Source organism: Goodfellowiella coeruleoviolacea (assembly GCF_024171785.1).
Lineage (GTDB): Bacteria > Actinomycetota > Actinomycetes > Mycobacteriales > Pseudonocardiaceae > Goodfellowiella > Goodfellowiella coeruleoviolacea.
Genome location: NZ_JAMTCK010000020.1, coordinates 106180 through 130152 on the forward strand (window position 1 = coordinate 106180; position 23973 = coordinate 130152).

Consider the following 23973-nt stretch of genomic DNA (forward strand, 5'->3'; position numbering starts at 1 on the left):
GGTCCGTCCCATGACGGAGGCATCCGCGCGCACCATCGTGTCACCGGCGCAGCTGCGCACCCGGCGCGGCCGGATCACCTACTGGTCGGTGTTCGCGCTCGCGCTGGTCGGCTTCACCCTGGCGTTCCTGTTCCCGCTGTACTGGGCGGTGACCGGGGCGATGAAGTCACCCAGCGAGCTGGCCAGGGTGCCACCGACGCTGCTGCCCGACGAGTGGCACCCGGAGTCCTACGCGCAGGCCTGGGACCAGATGGACCTGGCCGGCTACTTCCTCAACACGCTGGTGGTGGCCGGCGGCGCGTGGGCGGTGCAGCTGGCCGTGCAGATCCCGGCCGCGTTCGCGCTGTCCAAGCTGCGCCCGGTGTTCGGCAACGCGGTGCTCGGCCTGATGCTGCTGACGCTGATGCTGCCGGCCTCGGCGCTGCTGGTGCCGACCTACCTCACCGTCACCGACGTGCCGCTGGTGCACGTCAACCTGCTCAACTCGCCGGCCGCGATCTGGCTGCCGGCCGCGGCCAACGCCATGAACATCTACCTGCTCAAGCGGTTCTTCGACCAGATCCCGGCCGAGCTGGTCGAGGCGGCGCGCATCGACGGGGCCAGCACCGTGCGCGTGCTGGTGCGGATCATCCTGCCGATGTCCCGGCCGATCCTGGCGGTGGTGTCGATCTTCACGGTGGTGGCCGCGTGGAAGGACTTCATCTGGCCGCTGCTGGTGCTGCCCGACCCGGCCAGGCAGACGCTGAGCGTGCTGCTCCAGCGGGTGGCCATCGACATGCCGCTCAACCTGCTGGTGGCCGGCATGGTGCTGGCCAGCGTGCCGATGATCGCGCTGTTCGTGGTGGCCCAGCGGCACATCCTGGCCGGCCTGGCCGCCGGCAGCCTCAAGGGCTGACCACGCCGGCTCCCCCGACGATCCCTCCCCGACGATCCCTCCCCCGACGAGCGCTGATCCCCGCCGACTCCCCGACCGAAGGGACACCCGTGAGCACCTCCGAGGGCCCGTCCACGCCGTGGTGGCGCACCGCCGCCATCTACCAGGTGTATCCGCGCAGTTTCGCCGACGGCAACGGCGACGGCGAGGGCGACCTGGCCGGCATCCGCGCCCGCCTGCCGCACCTGGCCGAGCTGGGGGTGGACGCGGTCTGGTTCACCCCCTGGTACCCCTCGCCGCAGGCCGACGGCGGCTACGACGTGGCCGACTACCGCGACATCGACCCGCGCTTCGGCACCCGCGCCGAGGCCGAGCAGCTGATCGGCGCGGCCCACGCGCTGGGCCTGCGGGTGATCGTGGACATCGTGCCCAACCACTGTTCGCACCAGCACCCGTGGTTCACCTCGGCACTGGCCGCCGGGCCGGGCTCGCCCGAGCGGTCGCGGTTCTGGTTCCGCCCCGGCCGCGGCCCGGACGGCGAGCGGCCGCCGAACAACTGGCAGTCCCGGTTCGGCGGGCCGGCCTGGACCCGGGTGACCGAGCCGGACGGCAGCCCCGGCGAGTGGTACCTGCACCTGTACAGCGCGGAACAGCCCGACCTGAACTGGGACAACCCGGACGTGCGCGCGGAGTTCGAGGACGTGCTGCGGTTCTGGCTGGACCGGGGCGTGGACGGGCTGCGCATCGACGTGGCCGACGGGCTGGTCAAGGACCCGGCCCTGCCCGACGTGCCCGACCCGGTGGACGAGACCGACCTGCCCTACTCCGACCAGGAGGGGCTGCACGAGATCTACCGGTCCTGGCGCAAGATCACCGACAGCTACCCGGGTGACCGGGTGCTGGTCGGCGAGATGTGGCTGCCCGACCTCCGGCGCACCACCCGCTACCTGCGCCAGGACGAGCTGCACTCGGCGTTCAACTTCGACTTCCTGGTCTGCCCGTGGGACGGGGACCGGTTCCGCGCGGTGATCGACAAGACCCTGCGGGAGCACGAGGCCGTGGGCGCGCCGGCCGCGTGGGTGCTGTCCAACCACGACGTGACCCGGCCGGTGACCCGCTACGGGCGCGCCGGCGACACCGGCTTCACCTTCGCCGACCGCCGGCACGGCACCCCGGTGGACCGCGACCTGGGCACCCGGCGGGCCAGGGCGGCGGCGCTGCTGGCCATGGCCCTGCCCGGCGGGCTGTACGTGTACCAGGGCGAGGAACTCGGGCTGTGGGAGATCGAGGACATCCCCGACGAGCTGCGCCAGGACCCGGTGTGGGCGCGCACCCGGGGTGCCGACCCCGGCCGGGACGGCTGCCGGGTGCCCATGCCCTGGTCGGGCACTGCCCCGCCGTTCGGGTTCAGCCCGGAGGGGGCCACCCGGTCACCGTGGCTGCCGCAGCCGGCCGAGTGGGCCGGGTACACCGTGGCGGCCCAGCAGCAGGACCCGGACTCGGTGCTCGCGCTGTACCGGGCGGGGCTGCGGCTGCGCCGCACCGAGCCCGCGCTGCGCACCGGGCGGCTGCGCTGGCTGGACCAGCCGGACGGGGTGCTGGCGTTCACCCGCGACCCCGGTTTCGCCTGCCTGGTCAACTTCTCCGACCGGCCGGTGCCGTTGCCGGCCGGCCAGCGGCTGCTGCTGGCCAGCTCGCCGCTGGTGGCCGGGGCGCTGCCGGCCAACACCACCGCGTGGCTGCACACCACTGTGGACGGTCAGGCCAGCTGACCCCGTCCGGCCACTGCGGACGGTCGAGCCACCCGCGCACCGACACCCGCGACCGCACGCGTCCACTGTGGACGTCCAGGCCGCGGGTGTCGGTGCCGGACATCCCCGGCCCGGACATCCCCGACTCGGCCCGGCCGCCCTCGACCCGGGTGGCCACCGAGCCCGCTCCCCCACCGAACCCGATCCCCCACGGAGCCCGATCCCCCACGGAGCCCGATCCGCCGCCAGCCAACCGAATCCAGAAAGGTGGGTGTCCCCGTGATCCCCATCCGCGCTCGCCGCACCGGCACACAACCACCACCACCGCGCCGGTCCGGCGCCCGCGCCGCGGTGGCCACCGCGGCCGCGGCCGTCACCGCGCTCGCCCTCGCCAGCCCCACGGCCCCCACGGCCCTCGCGGCCGAGCAGGCCACCGGTCAGGCGGCTGGCGGTCCCAGTGCCGCCGCGTGCCCCACCTCGGTCAGCGGCGGCGCGACCGTGCCGTTCCGCACCTACGAGGCCGAGTGCGCCAGCCACACCGGCTCGGCCATCGGCCCGGACTTCACCCAGGCCAGCCTGGCCTCGGAGGCGTCCGGCCGGCAGGCCGTGCAGCTGTCCGCGCCGGGCCAGCACGTCGAGTTCACCCTGGCCGCGCCGGCCAACTCGATCAACGTGCACTACAGCGTCCCGGACGGGCGCAGCGGCACGCTGTCGGTGTACGTCAACGGGACCAGGCTGGCCAGCCGGCTCACCCTGACCTCGCGGCACAGCTACATCGACACGCCGTGGATCACCGGCGCCAAGACGCACAACTTCTACAGCGACGTCCGGCTGCTGCTCGGCCGCGACCTCGGTGTCGGCGACCGGGTGCGGCTGCAGGTGGACTCCGGCGACACCGCCACGCCCTACACCATCGACCTCGCCGACTTCGAGCAGGTCGGCGCGGCCGGCACCCGGCCGGCGAACTCGGTGTCGGTGACCGACTTCGGCGCCACCCCCGACGACGGCGGCGACGACAGCAACGCGTTCCGCCAGGCCATCAGCGCGGCCCGGGCGCAGTCCCGCGAGGTGTGGGTGCCGCCGGGCCGGTTCGAGATCCCCACCTCGCTGCAACTGGACCAGGTCACCGTGCGCGGCGCCGGCCAGTGGTACACGGTGCTGCACGGCAACAACGTGTTCCAGAACAGCGGCGTGACCGGCAACATCAGGCTGCACGACTTCGCGGTGTTCGGGGACGTGACCGAGCGCAACGACGGCAGCCCGGACAACGCCTACCACGGCTCGTTCGGCGCCAACTCGGTGGTGTCCGGCCTGTGGATCCAGAACACCAAGTGCGGGCTGTGGCTGATGAACGGCGCCACCAGCAACCTGGTGGTCGAGAACAACCGCATCCTGGACGTGCTGGCCGACGGCATCAACTTCGACGGCAACGTGCGCGACTCGGTGATCCGCAACAACTACCTGCGCAACACCGGTGACGACGCGCTGGCGCTGTGGTCAAACGGCTCCCCCAACGTCGGCAACTCCATCCTGAACAACACCGTGGTGTCCTCGACGCTGGCCAACGGCATCGCCGTCTACGGCGGCACCAACAACACGGTGAGCGGCAACCTGGTGCGGGACACCAACGCGCTGGGCGGCGGCATCCACGTGGCCAACCGGTTCAACGCCACCCCGCTGTCCGGGACGGTCAAGCTGGACAACAACGTGACCCTGCGGGCCGGCGCGCTGGACCCCAACTGGAAGTTCGGCGTTGGCGCGCTGTGGTTCGACGGGCGGGACTCCGCGTTCAGCGGGGTCAGCATCACGGTGACCAACTTCCGCGCGGTGGACAGCCCCTACGAGGCGATCCAGTTCATCGACGGCGGCGGCACCGGCAAGCCCATGCAGGGCGTGACCGTCAACGGCGCCAGCATCGAGGGCACCGGCACGTTCGCCGTGCAGGCGCAGACCACCGGCACGGTCACGCTCAACAACGTGACCGCGACCAGGGTCGGCGTGGTCGGCACCTACAACTGTCCCTTCCCGACCGACCGCGCGCCGATGGTGTTCACCGGCAGCGGCAACTCCGGGCTGACGCCCACCTGGACCGACTGCACCAGCTGGCCGCCGCCCAACTCGGGCCCGCCGACCCAGCCCGGCACGGGCAGCAACGCGGCCAAGGGCCGGCCGGTCACCGCCAGCGGCTCGCAGGGCGGCTACCCGCCGGGCAACGCGGTGGACGGCAACGCCGACACCTACTGGGAGAGCACGAACAACGCGTTCCCGCAGACGCTCACCGTCGACCTGGGCGAGCCCACCAGCGTCAACAAGATCACCCTGAAGCTGCCGCCGTCCTCGTCCTGGGGCACCCGCACCCAGACGGTGACCATCGCCGGCAGCACCGACGGCGGCGGCTACTCGACCATCGTGGCCGCGCGCGGCTACACCTTCGACCCGGCCACCGGCAACACCGCGTCGGTGTCCTTCGGCGCCACCAGCCCCCGGTACGTGCGGTTGACCTTCACCGCCAACACCGGCTGGCCGGCCGGCCAGCTCAGTGAGCTGGAGGTGCTGCGCAGCTGACGCGCCGGCTGAGGTGACGGCACACCGGCGGCCCCTGTCCGAAGTGGACGGGGGCCGCCGCGCGCACGCGGATCAGGCCACGCCCTCCGGGGAGGCGCCGAGGATCGGCACGGCGTCCGCGGTGAGTTCGTCGATGCGGGCCAGGTCCTCGGCGGTCAGCTGCACGTCCGCGGCGGCGGCGCTGGCCGCGATGTTGGCGCTGCTGCGGGCACCCACGATGGCCACGTGCACGCCGGGCTGGGCCAGCACCCAGGCGATCGCCAGCTGGCTGACGGTGATGCCGCGCTGCTCGGCGAACTCCGCCAGCCGCCGCACCACGGCCAGGTTGCGGCGCAGCGCGTCCCCGGTGAACGCGCTGGAGCGGCTGCGCCAGTCGTCCGCCTCGAACGTGCTGTTCTCGTCGAAGTGGCCGGTGAGCAGACCGCTGGCCAGCGGGCTGTAGGCGAGCACGCCGATGTTGTGCGCCCGGGTGTAGGGCAGGATCTCGGCCTCGATGCCCCGGCGGAACAGGTGGTAGGGCGGTTGCAGCGTCTCCACCGGACGGATCTCGGCGAACGCGCCCATCTGCGCCACGTCGTAGTTGGACACACCGACGTGCCGGATCTTGCCGGCGTCCACCAGTTCCTGCAACGCGGTGGCGGTCTCCTCGGCCGGCACCTTCGCGTCCGGCCAGTGCACCTGGTACAGGTCGATGGTGTCGACGTCCAGGGCGCGCAGGCTCTCCTCCACGCCCTGGTGCAGGAAGGCCGCGGACGCGTCCCGGCCGCCGCCGTTGGGCCGCACCCCGCCCTTGGTGGCGATCACCACGCTGTCCCGGTCGCCGGTGATCTCCTTGCGCAGCGCGCGACCCAGGATGCGCTCGGACGCGCCGAAGCCGTAGGCCTGTGCGGTGTCGAAGAAGTTGATGCCCAGATCCCGCGCGTGCCGGATCGCGTCGATGGCGGCGTTCTCGTCGAACGACCCCCAGCCGCCGCCCAGCTGCCAGGTGCCGTAGGCGATCCGCGAAACCTGTAAGCCGGTCGCGCCGAGAGCGGTGGTCTTCATGAGTGGCGTGCTCCTCAGTGCCGTCCGTGGTGCTGGCGGCTCGGCCGCCGCCAGCCTCGCAACCAGCATTGTCGTCAACCCGCCACCCGCGCGGTCAGCGCGGGGCCGCCGTCCGGGAACCGCAGCGCTTCAGTAGTCGAGCTGGACGGTGAAGCTCTGGCTCAACCGGTCGCCGGCGCCGACGAACGTGCTGGTCTCAACCGGGTTCCCGGCAGCGTCACGGGTGACCCGCACCGTGACCAGCACGGGCACCTCGGGTGGCAGTGCCATGATGTCCCGCTCGTCCGGGTCGGCGATGCGCGTGCTGATCGTCTCGGTCGTTTCCCTCGGCGCGTGGCCAGCCCGCGCCAGCAACGTGAACAGGTCGGACGACAGCTCGCTCGCCGCGTTCGCGACATCACCGCCGCCGGTGGTCCTGATGGCTTCCGCGATGGTTCCCGGAATCCACTGGTCGTGGATCTGCACGACGCCGGACCCCACCGACTGGTGCCTGATCCGGTGCACGACCTGGGTGCCCGGCGCGAGGGACAGCCGCTCAGCGATCTCGGCGTCGGCCGGCTCCAGACCGCTCGACATCACACGATCGGTGGCCGATGCTCCGTGCTGCTCGCTCCAGGTGCGGGCCGGAGCCGCCGGCTGGTAGGCGAGCGCCACCGGCGAGGTGTCCCGCACAACGGTGCCGACACCGCGAAGCGGGGTGACCAGACCTTCCAGGCTGAGCGCCCGAATGGCGTCCCGCACGGTGTCCCGGGCGACGTGGTACCGCTCCATCAGCTCGGGGATCGCGGGAAGCGTGTCACCCGGCGAGTACTGGCCACTGGTTATGGCCGCTCGAAGTTCTGCCGCGATCCGGCCGTACTTGGTATCCATGCGGGCCGTCCTTCGATCGAGTGAACGTGTAGATGTTTCGTTGAAACGTGTAGACGTTCTTTGCCGACCGAGACTACTCTCACCGTAACCAAACATCCACACTCCGCATTCACACCCACTGGGCGACGCCAGCAAAGGTCTACATGTTTGACGCTGCTCTGGCTTCCCCCCGCCGCGGTTGCCGGGCCGGTCGGCCACCCGCCTGTCACGGCCCCTGACGTCGGCCGGCCCACTTCCCCCGACACACTCCCCGGGACGGCCGACCGGTGGCGTGGGCAGGAACTCCCGCCCTGGCCACGCCACCACCCCCGACCTCGTCCACACAGGACACAAGGAGGCAGCGTGACCAGCACGCTGACATACGGCCACTCGTCCTTCGCCTTCCCACGAGTGCACGGCTGGCTACCGGACAAGCCCGGCTTCTACCGCGCCCTCTGCGGAATCCGGCTCGCTGACTCGCTCGTCACCACCTACGCCCGCCCCACCCGGGAGGGCGCCAGCTGGTGCGGGGCCTGCTACCTGCTCACCGAACACGCCGCGGACGACCAGCCGAAGTACGTGATGCGACGGTCCGCTGTGGACGGTGGCAACCACATCGTCCCCGTCGCCGACATCAACCAGGACCGCGCCTTCCACGCCCTGTGCGGACACTGCCTGTCCGTTGGCGTGGCCAAGGCCATCCCGGCCTGGCCGTGCCAGCACTGCCTGGACACGGTCACCGCACTGCTCGCCCAGGAGGTGACCTCGACGTGACCAGGAGGTTGCCCTATCAGTGGCGTTTCTGCCCGGATGGCCAGTGCCACGCGTTCCCCACCAATCAGGTCGAGGACGTCAGCAGGAACACCCTCCAGGCGGCCGGCGCCTGCCAGGCTCAGCCGAGCGTGACCCCATTGCCGGTCGTCTCACCACTGCCGCAGCCCTGAATCGCAACCGCCTGGGACCCAAGGTCCACTGTGGACTCGGTGAGCGCGGCGCCGCGCCGCTCTCGCCACACACGAGAACCCTGTCGCGGCATGATGACGATCTCCGGTGCGGAACCAGCGTTCACGTTCACCTGGACTTCAGCCAAAAGCGTGTCACACACCCGGACACGCTCGTTCCGGCGTCATAACGGACGTTCTCCACAGTCCACACCGCGAGGATGCTGATCCGCCAGGCACGTGGGGCGACCACGGATGCCTCATCACGAAGGACGACCGAGCATGACTGTGCCCATCGCGCGGCAGTACGTGGCAGCGATCGACCTCACGTTCCGGTGGAAACGGGGGGACTCGCGCATGGACGTGATGCAGGGCCGCGACATGGCCAGCTACGGCAACGAACACGGGAACGTGATCGACCAGCACCCGGTTGACCGGCGCGGCTGGCAGGACGGGCTGGCGGTGCTCGCCAAGATCAACGAATGGCTCCGGCAGAAGCGGCCGGCGTTCTACTCGGCGCACGGGCCGTTCAACTGAGCCGAACAGGGCGCTCGGGCAAGGCGGCTCAGCACTGCCGGCTCGTGCGGGCGCCCGTTGTCGGGCTCGCTGACGTCGGTGTGCGCTCTGGCTGTGCGACCATTGGCGGGCACGGCAGCCACACGTCAGCCGGAACGGGAGAGGGCATGACCGCTGACCAGGCGGGGCAGCGGGATCGCGGCCAGCGCAGGCGGCGCGGGGCCGAGGTGGAGCAGGCGATCCTGCGGGCGGCGGCCGAGGAACTCACCGAGTCGGGGTATCCCGGCCTGACCATGGACCGGGTGGCCGCGCGGGCCGGCACCAACAAGAACGCGATCTACCGGCGGTGGCCGAACCGGGCCGCGCTCGGGGTGGCCGCCTACCGGCAGCTGGTCGAGGTGGAGCTGGCGCCGCCGGACACCGGCGGGCTGCGCGGTGACGTGCTGGACCTGTTGCGCCGGATCAACCGCGGGCTGTCCTCACCCCAGGGTGAGATCCTGCGCGGGCTGCTGACCAGCCTGGGCGACGAGCCGGAACTGCTGGCCCAGTTGCAGGAGCAGATCGGCGGCGACGGTGGCGTGGCGGTGTGGCTGACGGTGTTGGGGCGCGCGGTGGCCCGGGGCGAGGCGCCGCCCGAGGCACTGCACCCGAGGGTCGCCACGGTGGCGCTCACCTTGCTGCGCAACGAGTACATCACCCGGGGTGTCAGCACGGTGCCGGACAGCGTGCTCGTCGAGATCGTCGACGAGGTGTACCTGCCGCTGGTGCGCGGCCGGACACCGCGCGGGGCTGGCGGCTGACCGGCCGGTTTCCACTGGCCGCCCGGCGCTCAGTCCGCCGCCTGGCGGACGAGGAACTTGCGCGCGGATTCCCGGAAGTGGGCGAGCAGCGGGTTGTGGTCATCAGCCCGGGTGGCCACGACCACCTCGCACGGTTCGATCCCGTCGACGGGCACGGTGGTGAGGTCGTCCCGGAGGGTGCAGCGCCGGTCGTCGGCGGGCACGAGGGCGATGGCGTGGCCGTCGGCGACGACTTCGAGCTTGTCCTCGAAGGTCTCGACGAGCATGGGGCCGGCCGGCGCCCGCTTGCCGTCCGGGCGGGGGTCGAGCCGCCAGAACCCGGTCCACACCGCGGCCATGCCGGCGCACGCCACCAGGGGTTCGTCGGCGAAGTCGGCCGGGGTGACCGACTTCCTGCTGGCCAGGCGGTGGGTGGCGGGCACGAGCAGCGCCCTCGGCTCCTCGTAGAGCACGGTCACGCGCAGGCCGTCGACCGGGATCGGCAGCGGTGTCCTGGCGATGAGCGCGTCGACCCGGCGGTCGAGCAGGGCACCGGCTTCGTTCCAGTCCAGGTGCCGGGTGCGGACGTGGGCGTCGGGGTGGCGGCGGCGCAGGTCGCGCACGGCGGGCGTGATGACGAGGTCCTCGATGTAGCCGACGGTGATCGCGCGGGCCGGCGCGGCGGACCGGGCGGTGTGCACGGCCTGCTGGGCGGAGTGCAGGAGGGTCTGCGCGCGGGGGAGGAACGCCGCGCCGGCCGAGGTGAGCCGGCTGCCCTGGGGCGTGCGTTCGAGCAGGCGCACCCCGAGCACGTGCTCCAGGCGCTGGATCTGGCGGCTCAGCGACGGCTGGGCAACGCGCAGTTCCTCGGCCGCCCTGGCGAAGTTCAGGTGCTCGGCGACGACCGTGAAGTAGCGCACCAGCCTCAGGTCGAGGTCCACGCCGGGGGCGGGCACCGGTGGGGCTGCGGCGTCAACGGACACACCACTCACTCTACGTCGCCGAACGCGGACGACACGCGCCGACCGGGGCGAAAACGCGGGTGCGGGCGCTCGGCGCGGTGGTGTCTGATCCGGGGCGTGACGATCGTGTTGGGCACACCGGACGTTGTCGGGCTGGGCGGGGTGGTGGGCGTGCTGCGGGAGTGGCAGTGCGACGCGGCGCCGGTGCAGCTGCACCCGGGGGACCTGGGCTGGATCTGGCGGTTCGGTGCGGAGGCGACCGCCGCGGCGGTCCGGACCTGGAGCCGGGACGGGCGGGTGCTCGCCGTCGGGCTGCTGGACGAGCCCACGTTGGTGCGGCTGGCGGTCGCGCCGGACGCGTGGCGGGACGCGGAGCTGGCACGACGGCTGGTCGAGGACATCACCGACCCGGAGCGCGGTGTGCTGCCGGCGGGGCGGGTGCGCGTGGAGGCGCCGACCGGCGCACCGGTCCAGAACCTGTTGCTGGACAACGGCTGGACGACCGACGAGCCGTGGACGCCGCTGCGCCGCGACCTCACCGAGCCGGTGCCGGTGCCGGACCCGGGCCTGCGGATCGAGGTGGTCGGGCCGGAGCAGGCGCACGTGCGGGCCGTCGTGCAGCGGGCGGCCTTTGCCGGGTCCACGTTCGCCGATGCGCACTGGCAGGCGATGGCGGCCGGACCGGCGTACGCGGACGCCCGCTGTCTGGTCGCCCACGACGAGCGGGGCAGGGCGGTGGCGGCGGTGACGGTGTGGTCGGCCGGCCCGGGACGACCCGGGCTGCTGGAGCCGATGGGCGTGCACCGGGACCACCGCCGGCGCGGCTACGGCAGGGCGATCAGCGTCGCCGCGGCCGCGGCGCTCCAGCGACTCGGCTCGTCGAGCGCGCTCGTCTGCACGCCGAGCGCCAACGTGGCCGCCGTCGCCACCTACCGGGCGGCCGGGTTCCAGCAACTCCCGCGGCGACTGGATCTGCGCCGCGACGCCTGAGCCGCGTGTTCCGGCCACCGCACCCCGTCATGCGAATCGTGCATGACGGGGTGCGGGACAGGTCTTGGACAGCCCGCGCGGTCCGGCGTTGGCTTGGTGGCGTCCCCACCGGGACGAGGAACCACCAACCAACTTCGCGGCACGGAGGGTGTCCGACATGGGCAAGTACGACGGCAAGAACGTGGTGATCACCGGTGGCAGCAGTGGGTTCGGCCTGACCACCGCGCGGCTGCTCATCGCCGAGGGCGCGCGCGTGCTGATCACCGGGCGCAAGCAGTCCACTTTGGACTCCGCAAGCGCCCAGCTGGGTGCCGGCGCGATCGCGGTCCGCAGTGACGCGGCCTCGCTGGCCGACATCGACGAGCTGGCCGAGCGGGTGCGGGCCGAGTTCGGCACGGTCGACGCGCTGTTCGCCAACGCCGGGGTCACCGGTTTCGCGCCGTTCGAGGAGACCAGCGAGCAGCTCTTCGACGAGCTGCTGACCATCAACGCCAAGGGCCCGTACTTCACGGTGCAGAAGCTGGCTCCGCTGCTGGCCGAGGGCAGTGGCGTGGTGCTCACCACCTCGGTCGTGAACGTGCTGGGCCTGCCCGCGCTCAGCGCGTACGCGGCCAGCAAGGCGGCGCTGCGCTCGATGACCCGCAGCCTGGCGCGCGAACTGCTGCCGCGCGGGATCCGCGTCAACGCGGTCAGCCCCGGCCCGATCGACACCGGCATCCTGGAGAAGACCATGCCCGCCGAGGTGGCCGCGCAGACGATGGCGCAGATGGCCGCGGACAACCCCATGCGGCGGGTGGGCACCCCGGAGGAGGTCGCCAGGGCGGTGGTGTTCCTCGCGTTCGAGGCGACCTTCACCACCGGCGCCGAACTGGTCGTGGACGGCGGCGGCTCGCAGCTGTGACCGGCACCCACCGCGGCGTGCGCGACGCCGCCCTGCGCAACTGGCCGCTGACCTGACGGTGGCCGCTGACCTGACGGCCGACCTCACGTCAGGTGCCTGGCGGGCCTGCCCGACCAGGTCGCGGGGCAATTCCCCGCACCACCCCCCTGTTCGAACATCTGTTCGAGCGTGCGCTAGGCTCTGCGGCACGGCGCACCACCGGCAGACCTCCCTCCCAGGCACCGGCCGCCGCCGACGGCACACAACACACGGGTGGGCCCGTTGCCAGCACCGGCAACGGGCCCACCCCAGGAGCCGAGTCGAACTCAGCAGGCGTCGTAGACGTAGCCGGACGAGTTCGGGCCGACCACGTTCCGGTCGCGGCGGACCACCGACAGGGTGTCGCCGTACTCCCGGCAGGTCTTGGCGAAGTCCTGGTCGCGGTACTCGATGACGAGGACGTGCGCGCCGTAGGCGTCCACGTAGTCGCCGCACTCGTCGTAGCGGCCGCACTCCTCGGCCACCGCGAAGTCGAACCCGAGCGCGCGGCCCTGCTCGGCCAGCTCCGCCGAGTTCTTCTGCGCGATGGCCAGGCCCTCGGCGTGCGCGTGCTCGGTCAGCAGCTCGGCGTAGGCGACCGCGTCGGACTCCTGGAGGTGGTCGGTGAACCGGGTGAAGGTGTCCAGGTTGTCGATCTCCACCGCGTCGAAGCCGTCCTCGGCGCAGCCGGTGACCCAGCCGTTGACGATCTCGGCGATGTCGGTGCGGTTGTCCTCGGTGCTGATGTCCAGGATCAGCTCACCCGGCCAGTCCGGGTCCTCGACGTAGTTCCCGTCGCCGTCCCTGAGCAGCAGGTCGGGGTGGTTCGCGCGCCACCAGGCGGCCTCTTCGGCCTGCGTCTGGAAGCCGTTGACGTAGCAGATGTTGTACCGGCCGGCAGCCGGCGCGGCGGTGCGGTCGCGGGACACCACCCGCACGTCGGCGGGCGGGGTGTAGGCCCCACCGAGCTGGTAGTCGGCCTTGGCGTTGGCTGGCGGGACCGTGAAGGTGGCCGCGTTGGCCGAACCGGTGGTGACCACGGCTGTCGCGGCGGTCAGGCCCGCCACGGCCAGCAGCGCCATGCGGGACACGCGGCGCGCCGAGCCAGCGGAGTTCGGTCTCACGAACAGTCTCCTCTGGGGTCGGAAGCAGGGTGGCGATGTGGCCGGAAAGATCAACATCGCCGGGCGACAGCAAACTGACCGGGGCGCCGGGTGTCAACAAACCCAGTGTCACCAACCGCACACGCCACGCGCACATCCGTGCTGAGCTGGGCGGAAACCGATTACCAAAAACTGAAGACACAGTGGACACTGCCCGAGTCGACCACCGCGGCGGGAAAACGGGCAGCGGAACGTGTCCGACTGGGACGTTCACCGCCCGCGCGGTGACCGCCGCGCGCACGGGGTGCGCACGCGCCACGACGCCCCCTGGTTGCCCGGCCAGCCCGGTAAGATCACTCACTTTTTCTTTCCTGGCAATGGCCTGTGTGCTAGCGGTAGCGTCCGCGGCGTGATCAACCTTGGTAGACGTGCCCTGTTGGGCGTGGTGTCGTCCGCGTTGCTGGCGGCCGTGGTGGCGGCGCCGAGCGCGCACGCCGAGTCCGGGCCGGCGGCTGACCGGTCATCGGTGGAGAGCGCGAGCACGGCCGGCTTCGACCCGGTGCTGCGGGCCCGGATCGCCGCGGCCGAGGCGTACGGCCGGAGCCGGCCCGGTTTCGCCGGCATCGTGGTGCGCGACCGCAAGACCGGCGCGGTCTGGCGCAACGCCAACTCGGACACGCTGATCTGGGCGTGCTCCACGCCGAAGCTGGCCATGGTGGTGGACCTGTTGCTGCGCAACGACTCCGGCGCCATCACGCTGACCGACGACGACCGCGCGCTGATGCACGCGATGCTCAACTCCAGTGACGACAACGCCGCGCACACGCTGTGGAACCGGTACGGCGGCGAGGACTTCTTCTCCCGCTTCGCGAACTACGGCATGACCGACGCCCGGTTCACCGACGAGCACCCGCACCACTGGGGCTGGATTCTCACCACGGCCGACGACCTCGACCGGCTGATCAACTACGTGCTGGAGAAGCTGCCGAAGCAGCACCGCGACTACATCGTCAGCGAGATGCGCTCGGTGGCCGTCAACCAGCAGTGGGGTGTCTGGGGTGCTGGCGCGGCCGCGCGGCCGGGCAACAAGAACGGCTGGTCCGACGACAACGACGACGGCTCCTGGCTGATGAACTCGGTCGGCTTCGTCGGCCCGAACGAGCGCTACACCCTGGCCATCATGAACAACACCCAGGTGGTCCAGGGCGGGTACGAGGTCGGCATGGAGACCACGACCCGGATCAGCGAGATCATGTTCAACGGCTACTTCCGCTGACCAGGACCGAGTAGGACCGAGCAGGACCAACCGGGGCTGACCGGGGCTGAGCAGGACTGACCAGCCCTGCTCAGCTCGGGTCGCCGCCGCCGTGGTCGGCCGGGACCGCGTCCGCCCGGCCCGGGTCGACCCGGCAGGTGGCGGTGTAGGACGCGGCCTCGGCGGTGGCCTCGGCCGCCGAGCCGGCCCGGATGGCCTCGACCAGTCGGGCGTGGTCCTGGTACTCGTCGGGCCGCAGCTCGGTGCTGAAGTGCTCGCGCAGCGAGTCGCGGATCACCTGCCCGAGGTCCGCGTACAGCCCGGCCAGCACGGTGTTGTGCGACGCCACCACCACGGCGAGGTGGAAGGCGGCGTCCGCGGCCACGAACGCCTCGCGGTCCCCGGCCGCCCAGGCCTGTTCCCGCCTGACCAGCAGCTCGTCCAGCCGGCGCAGGTCGTCCTCGGTGCGCCGGGCCGAGGCCAGGCCGGCGGCGGTCGCCTCCAGGGCCCCGCGCAGTTCGGTCACGTCGCGCTGGTCGGCGTTGGCGAAGCGGCGCCGCATCACCCCGGCCAGTTCGCTGGTGGCCACCACGTAGGTGCCCGAGCCCTGGCGGATGTCCAGCAACCCGTTGTGCGCCAACGCCCGCACAGCCTCGCGCACGGTGTTGCGGGCCACCCCGAACCGCTCGGCCAGTTCCGGCTCGGTCGGGATGCGGGTGCCCACCGCCCACGCCCCGGTGGTGATCTGCGCGCGCAGCGCGCTGATCACCTGGTCGGACAGTCCCGCTGGTCGAGAAACCGGACCAAGATTCACCCAATGATTCTATGATTGCCCGATGCCGAACGATGACCTGGTGGTCGCGCCGCCGGAGCGGGTGGCGCGAGCCGGCGGCCGGTCGGCCGGGTGGGTGCGGGCGCTCGCGGCCGTCGCGCTGGTCCTGGCCGCGGTCAACCTTCGGCCCGCCGTGACCAGCCTCGGCCCGGTGCTCGAAGAGGCCAGGGCCGGTCTGGGCATGAGCGCCACCGTCGCCGGCCTGCTCACCTCCGTGCCGGCGCTGTGCTTCGCCCTGGTGGGCGCCACCGCGCCCGGGCTGGCCCGGCGCTTCGGCTCCGGCGGGGTCGTCGCCGCGGGCATGGCCGCGATCACCGTCGGACTGGCCCTGCGCCCGCTCCTCCCGGACACCGCCGGGTTCCTCGGGCTGACCGCGCTCGCGCTCGCCGGGATCGCCGTGGCCAACGTGCTGCTGCCGGTCGTGGTCAAGCAGCGCTTCCCGGACCGGGTCGGCGCGATGACCGGCGCGTACTCCATGGCGCTCAACCTCGGCGCGTCCACCGCCGCCGCGGTCACCGTGCCGCTGGCCGGGGTGTTCGGCGGTGACTGGCGGATCGGTCTCGGCGCGTGGGCCGTGCTCGCCGCGGTCGCGGTGCCACCGTGGCTGGTGTTGGCCGGCCACCGCCGGCACGAGCGCGCCGGCACCGCCGCGCCCCCGGCCGCACCGACAGCAGGCGCACCGACAGCAGGCGCACCGGCAGCGGGCGCACCGGCAGCGGCGGCGCCGCAGCGGATCACCCGCAGTCCCACCGCCTGGGCCCTGGCCGTCTACTTCGGACTGCAGGCGACCGCCGCCTACGTGATCATGGGCTGGCTGCCGCAGGTCTTCCGGGACGCCGGGCTGCCCGCGCAGACCGCCGGCCTGCTGTTCGCGGTCACCTCGCTGCTGGGCGTGCCGCTGTCCTTCGCGCTGGCCGCCGTGGCCGGCCGGCTGTCCAGCCAGAGCGGGATCGCCGTGGTGATCGGGGTGGTCGGCCTCGCCGGGTACGCCGGGCTGTGGGCGGCACCGGCCGCCGCGCCGTGGCTGTGGGCGGTGCTGCTCGGTGTGGCCAACTGCTCGTTCCCGCTGGCGCTGACCATGATCGGGATGCGCGGCCGGGACAGCGCCACGGTGATCCGGCTGTCCGCGTTCGCGCAGAGCGCCGGCTACCTGCTGTCGATCCCCGGGCCCATCCTGGTCGGCGCGCTCTACCAGCACAGCGGCGGCTGGCGCGCGCCACTGGTGCTGCTGGCGCTGCTCATGCTGCCGCAGCTGGTGGCCGGCGTGCTGGCCGGCCGGGACCGGCAGATCGGCTGAGCGGCTGAGCGGCTGAGCTGAGCTTCCGCTGTGGACTGTCCTAACCGGACCGTCGCCAGGCCGGGGGCCGTTCCACGGCGTGCCAGCGGTGCCGGAAGTGGGCGTCGTTCTCGGCGGCGCGCCTGGCCTGCTCGGCACGGCGGTCGGCCGCCTCGGCGCGGTGCCGCCGCTCGGCGTCGGCCGCGTCCCGCACGGCGCTGGCCACGCGGGCGCGCGCGTCGGCCACGGTGAGCACGTCCACGCCGAGTTCCCTGGCCCTGCGCAGCGCCAGGCCGTCCCCGTCCGGGTCGGTGGCCGCCACGAACCGGACGCTGGCGGTGATCCGCTTGGCGATGCCGCCGCCGTGCGCGGTGACGCTGGCGGCGAGGTCGTCCAGCTGGGCGCCGCTGCCGTCGAGGCCCACGCGCCAGCCCCTGAGGCACCCGGTGCTCTCGTCGGCGGCCGCGTCGCCGTCACCGGCCAGGTCCGCGGCCAGGTCGGGGTGGCCGAGGTCGTGGGCGAAGCGCACCAGCCGCTGCCTGGTCTTCGCCGGCAGCCGGTCGGGTTCGGCCAGGGCGAGGCCGCTGGTGGCGCGCTGCCACGCCCGCCGGTGTTCGGCGACCAGCTGCTGCTGGGTGAACCCGGCCCGCCGGGCCAGGCGTTCCAGCCGCCGCGCGCGGTCACCGGTGACGCGCTGGTCGGCCGCGCACTCGTCCAGCGCGTCGAGGTAGTCCTGGGCGGCGACGGGGTCGACCGGGTGTTCGCCGCCGCGCGGGAACTGGCGGGCGATCGAGCCGAGGTAGCCGTGCCGGCTCCGGTTCAGCCGGGACGCGCGCGGCATCATCCGGCCCGGCGCGGACGCCTCGGCCAGCACCGCGCCCTCGGGCAGCGGCCCCTGCAGCCACAGCGGCGCCGGCGCGTTCGCCAGCAGCCACTGGACCAGCGTGACCAGCGCCCGGCAGTCGCCCAGCGCGGTGTGCGAGTCCTCGATCCACTGCTCGGTGGCCGTGCGGTACACCGACTGCAGCGAGTAGGCCGGCCCGTCCAACTGGCTGCGGCAGGTCACCAGGCTGCACAGGCCGACCAGCGGCGGCGGCACCAGCCCGGCCCTGGCCAGTTCCTCGGTGAGGAAGCCGTCCTCGAACTTCAGGTTGTGCGCGACCACCACGCAGCCGGTCATCATCCGCAGCAGGTCGGGCCAGACCTCGGCCAGGGTGGGCGCGTCGACCACGTCCGCGTCGACGATCCGGTGGAACTCCGAGGCGCGCACCGGGCCCTGCGGGTTGATCAGGGTCGCGTACTCGTCAACGACCGTGCCGTCCGCGCGGAAGCGCACCACCGCGACCTCGCACACCCGGTCGGTGCGCGGGTCCAGCCCGGTGGTCTCCAGGTCCAGCGCGGCGTAGAGCGGTTCGGTGCCGGCGACCGGGGTGGGGCGGCGGGTGAGGTACACCGGGCGGAACAGGCGCAGTGGATGGGCCGGCGCACCCGGCGGCTGTTCCGGTACGGCGGGCAATTGCCGCTGTGTCGGGGAAAAGTCGGGGACGGTGCCGTTTCTGCTGACCGGGAGAAGCCGAGCCGGTGAACTGTTCCCGTTGCTGTCCTGTTCGAACACCCGACCCAGCCAGCCCACCAAGGCCCCCAAACTCACCTGCCGCACGAGCGCCCCCGCCGGCTCCCAGTGTGTTATCGAATCCACGACTTTCGGCGTTTCGCCTGATCAGCTGAGTTGTGCGACACAAATTCAGCAACCAGGTGACACCGTTGGCACACATCGATCACGCACTGTCGCACAATGTCGGGCGTCCGGATCGACCGTGATACGCATACGGCCAGGATTCCACGGCGGGATAACGATTTCACCTCTCCCCTGATCGACCAGGGGAAATCGTTGGGCCGGCCGGCTTTTCCGGGCCCGTTCCACGACGATCGCGCGGAACGGGCCCGGCCGTGCCGTTCACTGTCCTGAGTGGACTTCGGGCCGGCGCCGGGGGCGTGGCTCCGGCCCGGGTGTCACGCCGACGCGGTGGCGCCGGTGCTGCTCACGTAGTGCTCGGCGATCTCGTCGCTGGTGGTCAGCCAGACCCCGGGGTGGTTGGCCACGTACTCCAGGGCCTCGTCCAGGTAGCGGTTGCGGAACGGCTGGCCCACCACGAACGGGTGCAGGGCCAGTGCCATCACCCGGCCGCTGTCCGCCGAGTCCGCGTGGATCTGGTCCAGCTGGTCCTTGACCATCTGCACGAACTCCGGACCGGTGACGCTCTTGCTGACGAACAGGCTGATGTCGTTCAGCTCGATCGCGTAGGGCACGCTGTACACACCGGGCACGTTCAACTCGTAGGGCTGGTCGTCGTTGCACCAGTCAAGCACGTAGTTCAGCCCGAGTTCGGCGAGCAGCTCCGGGGTGTTGAAGGTCTCGGTCAGCCCCGGCCCCATCCAGCCGCGCGGCCGCTTGCCGGTGGCGCGCTCGATGGTCTCCACGACATCGGTCAGGTAGGCGCGTTCCTCGTCAACGGTCATGTTGGCGTGCAGGATCGAGTTGTTCTTGCCGTGCGCCAGCCACGCCCAGTTCCGCTCCACGCCCGCCTTGATGATCTGCGGGTTCTGCTCGCACACGTCGGAGTTGAGCAGCACGCTCGCCCGGATGCCGTGCCGGTCCAGGGTCTGCAGCATCCGCCAGAAGCCCACCCGGGGCCCGTAGTCGCGCCAGCCGTAGTTCAACGGGTCCGGCGCCAGGTCCCTGGTGCCGGCGAAGATGCTCGTCGACGGCTTGTCGACCTGGTAGTGCTCGATGTTCAGGCCCACGTAGAAGGCGACGCGGGCCCCGCCCGGCCACTGGATCGGCGCCCGCTCGACAATCGGGCTGTAGCTGAAAAGAGTGTTGTCCACGATCGGTCACCTCTCCCCTGGTTCATGCCGGCTGGCTACGATGGTGGCGAGTGAGCCACCATGTGCCGCGTGGTCTTGCATGACCCAATGCTCAAACCTTCACACTTATGTGAAGGTCAACCGGGAAGAGCGTGACGCTCGCCACGCCCCGAGGCCACCGCCGAGACCACCGCCGCGAACACCTCTGGGCGATCACACCCCAAGCACCGGTCAGGACGCGGCCAGCACGCGCGGGCGGACCTGCTCGCCGACGAACCGCGCGAAGCCCTCGGGGTCCGGCTCGTCCGGGGTGGGCTGCAGCACCACGCTGTCGGCGCCGGCCGCCACCAGGCGGTGCACGGCCGCGGCGATGGTGTCCGCGTCGCCGGCGGCCCCCACCTGCTCGGCCGGGGCGGCATAGCCGTGGCCGGCCAGTTCCGCGGCGAGGCGCTCGGCCGCGTCCGGGCCGGTGGCCGCGTGGAAGTACACGACGACCCGGTGCGCCTCGCCGGTGCGCCCGGCCGCGGCCCGGCCCTCGTCGATCAGCTGGCGGGCGCGCCGCACCTGGTCGGGCGTGGTGCCGGCGGTGAGGATGGTGCCGTCGGCGACCTCGCCGGTCAGCCGCAGCGTGCGCGGGCCGGTCGCGCCGGCCAGCACCGGCGCCGGTGTGGTCGGCGGCCAGTCGAGTTCGACGTTGTCCAGCCGCACGTACCGGCCGCTGGTGCTGACCCGCTCACCGCGCAGCAGCGCCCTGGTGGCGGTGAGGTGTTCACGCAGCAGGGTCAGTGGCGAGTCCGCGCGCACGCCGACCTGCCCCATCCAGTCCTGCACGCCGTGGCCCAGGCCGAGCAGCACCCGGTGCGGGAACAACCGGTGCAGGGTGGCGGCCTCCATCGCGGTCAGCGCGGCGTTGCGCAGCGGCACCGGGAGCAGCCCGATGCCGACGCGCACCCGCCGCGTCCACGCCAGTGCCGCGGCCATGCTGGCGATACCGCTCTCCAGGAAGCAGTCCTCCCACAACCACAGCTCGTCCACGCCGGCGTCGTCGGCGGCACGGGCCACCTGGGCCAGCCGTTCGGGCGGGAACTGGGGTCGGAACACAGCGCCAAGAGCAGTCATGCGTCCACCTCTACCGGGTGGGGCCGCCAATGGCCAACGGTTTCGGCCGGCTCAGCGAGCCCTGGCCATCCGGTGCACCGCCTCGGTGACGTGCTCGGCCGAGGTGGCGAAGTTGAACCGGGCGAACCCGTGACCGGCCGGCCCGAACCGCGGGCCGGGTTGCAGCGCGACCCGGCCGCGCTCCAGGAAGGTGGCCGCCGGGTCGTCGCCGAAACCCAGGTCCCGGCAGTCCAGCCAGGCCAGGTAGGTGGCCCGGGGCAGCCGGTAGCGGATCTCCGGCAGGTGCTGGGCCAGCAGCTCGCCGAGCAGCCGGCGGTTGGCGTCCAGCTGCACCAGCAGCTCGGCCAGCCAGGGCTCGCCCTCGGTCAGCGCGGCCTCGCTGGCGATCACCCCGAACAGGCCGGCGGCCTCGCTGATCTCCGGGTGGATGGCGGCCACGTCGGCGCGCGCCGCCGGGCCGGCCACGGCCATGGCCGCCTTGAGGCCGGCGAGGTTCCACGCCTTGGACGCGGACACCAGCGTGATCGAGCGCGCCGCCGCCGGCCGGTCCAACGACGCGAACGGCACGTGCCGCACGCCCGGGTAGGTCAGCGGCGCGTGGATCTCGTCCACCACCACCCGCACCCCGTACCGGTCGGCGAGATCGGCCACGGCTTCCAGCTCGTCGCGGTCGAACACCAGGCCGGTCGGGTTCTGCGGGCTGCACAGCAGGTACACCCGCGCGCCCGAGGCGAAGTCGCGTTCGAGCCGGTCCAGGTCGAGGCGGTGGCCCTGGTCGGTCAGCGCGAGCGGGCTGTTCACCAGCTCCAGGCCGAGCCGGTCCAGCCAGTAGAAGAACGGCGGGTAGGCCGGGGTGTTCACCACCACGCGGTCGCCCGGCTCGGTGAGCAGCCGCAGCACCTCCACGATCCCGGTCATCACGTCGGGCACCAGCCGGATGTCGGTCGGGTCGGGGTGCCAGTCGTAGCGCCGACCGGCGAAGCCGGCGAACGCCTCCGGTAACCGGCCGGCCGCGGCGTAGCCGGTGTCGCCCCGACCGATCGCGGCGGTCAGCGCGGCGGTGATCGGTTCGGCCAGCGGAGTGTCCATCTCGGCCACGAACACCGGCAGCACGTCCGGCGGGTACTCGGTCCACTTGACGCTGCGCCGCTCCCGCAGCCGGCCAAGGTCCACACTGGACAGTGGGCCGCTGCCGGGCCGGGTGGTGTCGCGCTCGGTGCCGGTGCTCATGCACGCTCCCTCGGGGTCTGCCGGGTCCGGTGTGGGGTCCCGTCCGGTGTGGAGTTCGCCGCCCGCCACCGGGGTCGCCCGAGGCCAGCGGTGCCGCCCCAGGATAGGCGTCCGGGCCGAGGGCACCCCGGGTTCGCGGCCCGCGGCGCACCGCCGCCCGACCGCCCGGGTACAGCCAGCTGCACCCGGGTTGGGGCGGCCGCGGGAATGACCGCACCCACCCGCCGCTGGTGTGCTGACCACCACGTCAAGCGCCCGGGAAAAGGGCGCTCCGGGAAAGGACATCGTGGTGGTAACGCACATTTCGCCGGGACGGGTCCAGCGGCCCGACCGGGCCGGCGTGAGGGGCCTGGTCCGCCGTCATCCGCTGGTCACCTTCTTCGTGCTGGCCAACCTGCTGAGCTGGGCGGCGTGGACGCCGTACGTGTTGTCCCAGAACGGGTTGGGCGTCCTGCCCTTCGGCTTCCCGGCGATCCTGGGCACCACCCAGTTCCTCGGTGTGCTGCCCGGCGCCTACCTCGGCCCGGTGCTGTCGGCGTTCCTGGTGACCGCGGTCGTGGACGGCCGGACCGGGGTCCGCGCCTGGGTGGGCCGGTTGCTGCGGTGGCGGGTCAGCTGGCGGTGGTACCTGTCCCTGCTGGTCGGGGTGCCCGCGGTGCTCGTCGTCACCGGCCTCGCCCTGTCCGACGGCCAGGTGCGCGCGCCCGGCGTCGCGGTGCTGGTGGCCTACCTGCCCGCCCTGGTGCTGCAACTGCTCACCACCGGGCTGGCCGAGGAGCCGGGCTGGCGGGACTTCGCGCAGCCGCGCCTGCAACACCGGTTCAGCCCGGTCACCGCCACGCTCATCCTCGGCCCGCTGTGGGGCGTGTGGCACCTGCCGCTGTTCCTCACCGAGTGGGGCGGCTGGCCGGACGTGGACTGGACCCGGCCGGTCGAGTTCATCGCCACCTGCGTCGCGTTCAGCTTCGTGATGACCTGGGTGTTCAACCGGACCGGCGAGAGCCTGCCGCTGGCGATGCTCTGCCACACCGGCATCAACAACTTCTTCTCGGTCGCCTTCACCGAGGTGTTCCCGACGCTCGACACCGCGGCCGACACCGCGCACGTCTTCCTGCTCGCCTCCACCGGCGCGGCGATCGTGCTGCTGATCGCGACCAGGGGACGGCTCGGCCGGGTCAACCCATAGGTTTCCCTATGGATCAACCAGATTCTGCTATTGGTTTTCTCGGGAACTCCCGTCCTAGTCTCGTCCCACACCGCACACGTCCACACCGGACGGGAGGAGTTCGGACATGACCCGCACCAATCGCGTGCTCATCGTGCTGACCAGCCACGACCAGGTCGGCGACACCGGGGATCGGACCGGGTACTACGTGCCGGAGGCGGCGCATCCCTGGCAGGTGTTCCGCGCGGCCGGCTTCCAGGTCGACCTGGTGTCGGTGCGCGGCGGCACCCCGCCGCAGGACGGCCTCGACCCGGCCGACCCGGTCCAGCGGGACTTCCTGGCCGACCCCGGGATCGCCGCGCAACTGGCCGACACCCGGCGTCCCGGCGACGTCGACCCGGCCGACTACGCCGCCGTCTTCTACGCGGGTGGCCACGGCACCATGTGGGACTTCCCGGACAACCCGGAACTCGCCCGGCTGGGCTCCGAGGTGCACGCGGCCGGCGGCGTGGTGGCCGCCGTCTGCCACGGCCCGGCCGCCCTGGTGGGACTGACCCTGCCCGACGGCACCCCGCTGGTGCGCGGCAGGCAGGTCACCGGGTTCAGCAACGCCGAGGAACACGCGGTCGGCCGCGCCGGGGTGGTGCCGTTCCTGCTGGAGGACCGGCTGACCGAACTGGGCGGCCACTACCGGAGCGCGCCGAACTTCCAGGCGCACGTGGTCACCGACGACCGGCTGGTCACCGGCCAGAACCCGGCGTCGGCCACGGGCACCGCCGAGGCGGTGGTGCGGGTGCTGACCGGGCCGACCGCCGCGGCGCACGCGCACCAGGGCTGAGCACCCACCGGGCGGGCGAGCGCGTCAGCCCGTGGTTCGCCAGGTGGTCACGCCCGGTTCGACCGTCGGGACGACGGTGGTGTCGTCAACGCTGCCG

General features: G+C 72.4%; 21 protein-coding genes. 12 read left to right on the forward strand and 9 right to left on the reverse strand.

Annotation, left to right across the window (positions count from 1 at the left end; all coding sequences use genetic code 11):
- Window positions 1–10 precede the first annotated feature (10 nt).
- From LX83_RS33720 to LX83_RS33730, 3 genes are all read left to right on the forward strand, one after another.
- A complete protein-coding gene (locus LX83_RS33720) occupies window positions 11–895 on the forward strand; it encodes a carbohydrate ABC transporter permease (protein ID WP_253779023.1) in 885 nt (294 codons plus the stop codon).
- Window positions 896–984: 89 nt separating this feature from the next.
- Window positions 985–2646, forward strand: coding sequence for a glycoside hydrolase family 13 protein (locus LX83_RS33725; RefSeq protein ID WP_253779025.1), 1662 nt, complete (start codon window positions 985–987; stop codon window positions 2644–2646).
- Window positions 2647–2904: 258 nt separating this feature from the next.
- Window positions 2905–5190, forward strand: a complete 2286-nt coding sequence (locus tag LX83_RS33730; protein WP_253779027.1) for a discoidin domain-containing protein — start codon at window positions 2905–2907, stop codon at window positions 5188–5190.
- A 72-nt stretch (window positions 5191–5262) separates the two neighbouring features.
- Here the strand turns inward: LX83_RS33730 and LX83_RS33735 are convergent, their stop codons facing one another.
- On the reverse strand, window positions 5263–6234 hold the full coding sequence (locus LX83_RS33735) for an aldo/keto reductase (protein ID WP_253779028.1): 972 nt from the start codon (window positions 6232–6234) through the stop codon (window positions 5263–5265).
- A 129-nt stretch (window positions 6235–6363) separates the two neighbouring features.
- Entirely contained in the window at window positions 6364–7104 is a 741-nt protein-coding gene (locus LX83_RS33740; protein ID WP_253779030.1) for a GntR family transcriptional regulator, read from the reverse strand.
- A gap of 342 nt (window positions 7105–7446) precedes the next feature.
- On the opposite strand from LX83_RS33740, the gene LX83_RS33745 reads away from it, so the two are divergent.
- From LX83_RS33745 to LX83_RS33755, 3 genes are all read left to right on the forward strand, one after another.
- Entirely contained in the window at window positions 7447–7857 is a 411-nt protein-coding gene (locus LX83_RS33745; protein WP_253779032.1) for a hypothetical protein, read from the forward strand.
- A gap of 449 nt (window positions 7858–8306) precedes the next feature.
- Window positions 8307–8561, forward strand: coding sequence for a hypothetical protein (locus tag LX83_RS33750; RefSeq protein WP_253779034.1), 255 nt, complete (start codon window positions 8307–8309; stop codon window positions 8559–8561).
- A 146-nt stretch (window positions 8562–8707) separates the two neighbouring features.
- Window positions 8708–9340 (forward strand): TetR/AcrR family transcriptional regulator, encoded by a 633-nt coding sequence (locus LX83_RS33755; protein ID WP_253779036.1) that lies wholly within the window; start codon window positions 8708–8710, stop codon window positions 9338–9340.
- Window positions 9341–9369: 29 nt separating this feature from the next.
- Here LX83_RS33755 and LX83_RS33760 read toward each other — a convergent pair whose 3' ends face one another.
- Window positions 9370–10302, reverse strand: coding sequence for a LysR family transcriptional regulator (locus tag LX83_RS33760; RefSeq protein WP_253779039.1), 933 nt, complete (start codon window positions 10300–10302; stop codon window positions 9370–9372).
- Window positions 10303–10398: 96 nt separating this feature from the next.
- Between LX83_RS33760 and LX83_RS33765 the strand changes: the two genes are divergently transcribed.
- Both LX83_RS33765 and LX83_RS33770 read left to right on the forward strand, forming a co-directional pair.
- Window positions 10399–11271 (forward strand): GNAT family N-acetyltransferase, encoded by an 873-nt coding sequence (locus LX83_RS33765; RefSeq protein ID WP_253779041.1) that lies wholly within the window; start codon window positions 10399–10401, stop codon window positions 11269–11271.
- Between the two features lie 157 nt (window positions 11272–11428).
- Window positions 11429–12172 carry an SDR family oxidoreductase gene (locus tag LX83_RS33770; protein WP_253779043.1) on the forward strand — a complete coding sequence of 248 codons (744 nt, stop codon included), beginning with the start codon at window positions 11429–11431 and terminating at the stop codon, window positions 12170–12172.
- A gap of 305 nt (window positions 12173–12477) precedes the next feature.
- Here the strand turns inward: LX83_RS33770 and LX83_RS33775 are convergent, their stop codons facing one another.
- A complete protein-coding gene (locus LX83_RS33775) occupies window positions 12478–13314 on the reverse strand; it encodes an endo alpha-1,4 polygalactosaminidase (protein ID WP_253779045.1) in 837 nt (278 codons plus the stop codon).
- A gap of 388 nt (window positions 13315–13702) precedes the next feature.
- Here LX83_RS33775 and LX83_RS33780 point away from each other — a divergent pair, with 388 nt between their 5' ends.
- Window positions 13703–14569 (forward strand): serine hydrolase, encoded by an 867-nt coding sequence (locus tag LX83_RS33780; RefSeq protein WP_407649726.1) that lies wholly within the window; start codon window positions 13703–13705, stop codon window positions 14567–14569.
- Between the two features lie 70 nt (window positions 14570–14639).
- Here LX83_RS33780 and LX83_RS33785 read toward each other — a convergent pair whose 3' ends face one another.
- Window positions 14640–15362 carry a FadR/GntR family transcriptional regulator gene (locus LX83_RS33785; RefSeq protein WP_253779046.1) on the reverse strand — a complete coding sequence of 241 codons (723 nt, stop codon included), beginning with the start codon at window positions 15360–15362 and terminating at the stop codon, window positions 14640–14642.
- Between the two features lie 22 nt (window positions 15363–15384).
- Here LX83_RS33785 and LX83_RS33790 point away from each other — a divergent pair, with 22 nt between their 5' ends.
- A complete protein-coding gene (locus tag LX83_RS33790) occupies window positions 15385–16677 on the forward strand; it encodes an MFS transporter (protein ID WP_253779048.1) in 1293 nt (430 codons plus the stop codon).
- Window positions 16678–16717: 40 nt separating this feature from the next.
- Here the strand turns inward: LX83_RS33790 and LX83_RS33795 are convergent, their stop codons facing one another.
- From LX83_RS33795 to LX83_RS33810, 4 genes are all read right to left on the reverse strand, one after another.
- The gene (locus LX83_RS33795) at window positions 16718–18172 is read right to left on the reverse strand and encodes a 3'-5' exonuclease (RefSeq protein WP_253779050.1); all 1455 of its coding nucleotides are present in this window, start codon (window positions 18170–18172) and stop codon (window positions 16718–16720) included.
- A 497-nt stretch (window positions 18173–18669) separates the two neighbouring features.
- Complete coding sequence (locus LX83_RS33800; protein WP_253779052.1) at window positions 18670–19545, reverse strand: polysaccharide deacetylase family protein; 876 nt, start codon at window positions 19543–19545, stop codon at window positions 18670–18672.
- Between the two features lie 210 nt (window positions 19546–19755).
- Window positions 19756–20643, reverse strand: coding sequence for an LLM class flavin-dependent oxidoreductase (locus LX83_RS33805; protein WP_253779055.1), 888 nt, complete (start codon window positions 20641–20643; stop codon window positions 19756–19758).
- A gap of 51 nt (window positions 20644–20694) precedes the next feature.
- Window positions 20695–21873: a MalY/PatB family protein gene (locus LX83_RS33810; protein WP_253779058.1), complete on the reverse strand. Its 1179-nt coding sequence runs from the start codon at window positions 21871–21873 to the stop codon at window positions 20695–20697.
- A 289-nt stretch (window positions 21874–22162) separates the two neighbouring features.
- On the opposite strand from LX83_RS33810, the gene LX83_RS33815 reads away from it, so the two are divergent.
- Window positions 22163–23059 carry a CPBP family intramembrane glutamic endopeptidase gene (locus LX83_RS33815; RefSeq protein ID WP_253779061.1) on the forward strand — a complete coding sequence of 299 codons (897 nt, stop codon included), beginning with the start codon at window positions 22163–22165 and terminating at the stop codon, window positions 23057–23059.
- A 106-nt stretch (window positions 23060–23165) separates the two neighbouring features.
- Window positions 23166–23876: a type 1 glutamine amidotransferase domain-containing protein gene (locus LX83_RS33820; protein ID WP_253779063.1), complete on the forward strand. Its 711-nt coding sequence runs from the start codon at window positions 23166–23168 to the stop codon at window positions 23874–23876.
- The last annotated feature ends 97 nt before the right edge of the window (window positions 23877–23973 follow it).

Bases quoted from the DNA above. Each gene is read 5' to 3' on its own strand.
- LX83_RS33720 (WP_253779023.1), top strand. From the start codon at position 11: ATGACGGAGGCATCCGCGCGCACCATCGTGTCACCGGCGCAGCTGCGC.
- LX83_RS33735 (WP_253779028.1), bottom strand. From the start codon at position 6,234: ATGAAGACCACCGCTCTCGGCGCGACCGGCTTACAGGTTTCGCGGATC.
- LX83_RS33740 (WP_253779030.1), bottom strand. From the start codon at position 7,104: ATGGATACCAAGTACGGCCGGATCGCGGCAGAACTTCGAGCGGCCATA.
- LX83_RS33750 (WP_253779034.1), top strand. From the start codon at position 8,307: ATGACTGTGCCCATCGCGCGGCAGTACGTGGCAGCGATCGACCTCACG.
- LX83_RS33755 (WP_253779036.1), top strand. From the start codon at position 8,708: ATGACCGCTGACCAGGCGGGGCAGCGGGATCGCGGCCAGCGCAGGCGG.
- LX83_RS33770 (WP_253779043.1), top strand. From the start codon at position 11,429: ATGGGCAAGTACGACGGCAAGAACGTGGTGATCACCGGTGGCAGCAGT.
- LX83_RS33790 (WP_253779048.1), top strand. From the start codon at position 15,385: ATGCCGAACGATGACCTGGTGGTCGCGCCGCCGGAGCGGGTGGCGCGA.
- LX83_RS33805 (WP_253779055.1), bottom strand. From the start codon at position 20,643: ATGACTGCTCTTGGCGCTGTGTTCCGACCCCAGTTCCCGCCCGAACGG.
- LX83_RS33810 (WP_253779058.1), bottom strand. From the start codon at position 21,873: ATGAGCACCGGCACCGAGCGCGACACCACCCGGCCCGGCAGCGGCCCA.
- LX83_RS33820 (WP_253779063.1), top strand. From the start codon at position 23,166: ATGACCCGCACCAATCGCGTGCTCATCGTGCTGACCAGCCACGACCAG.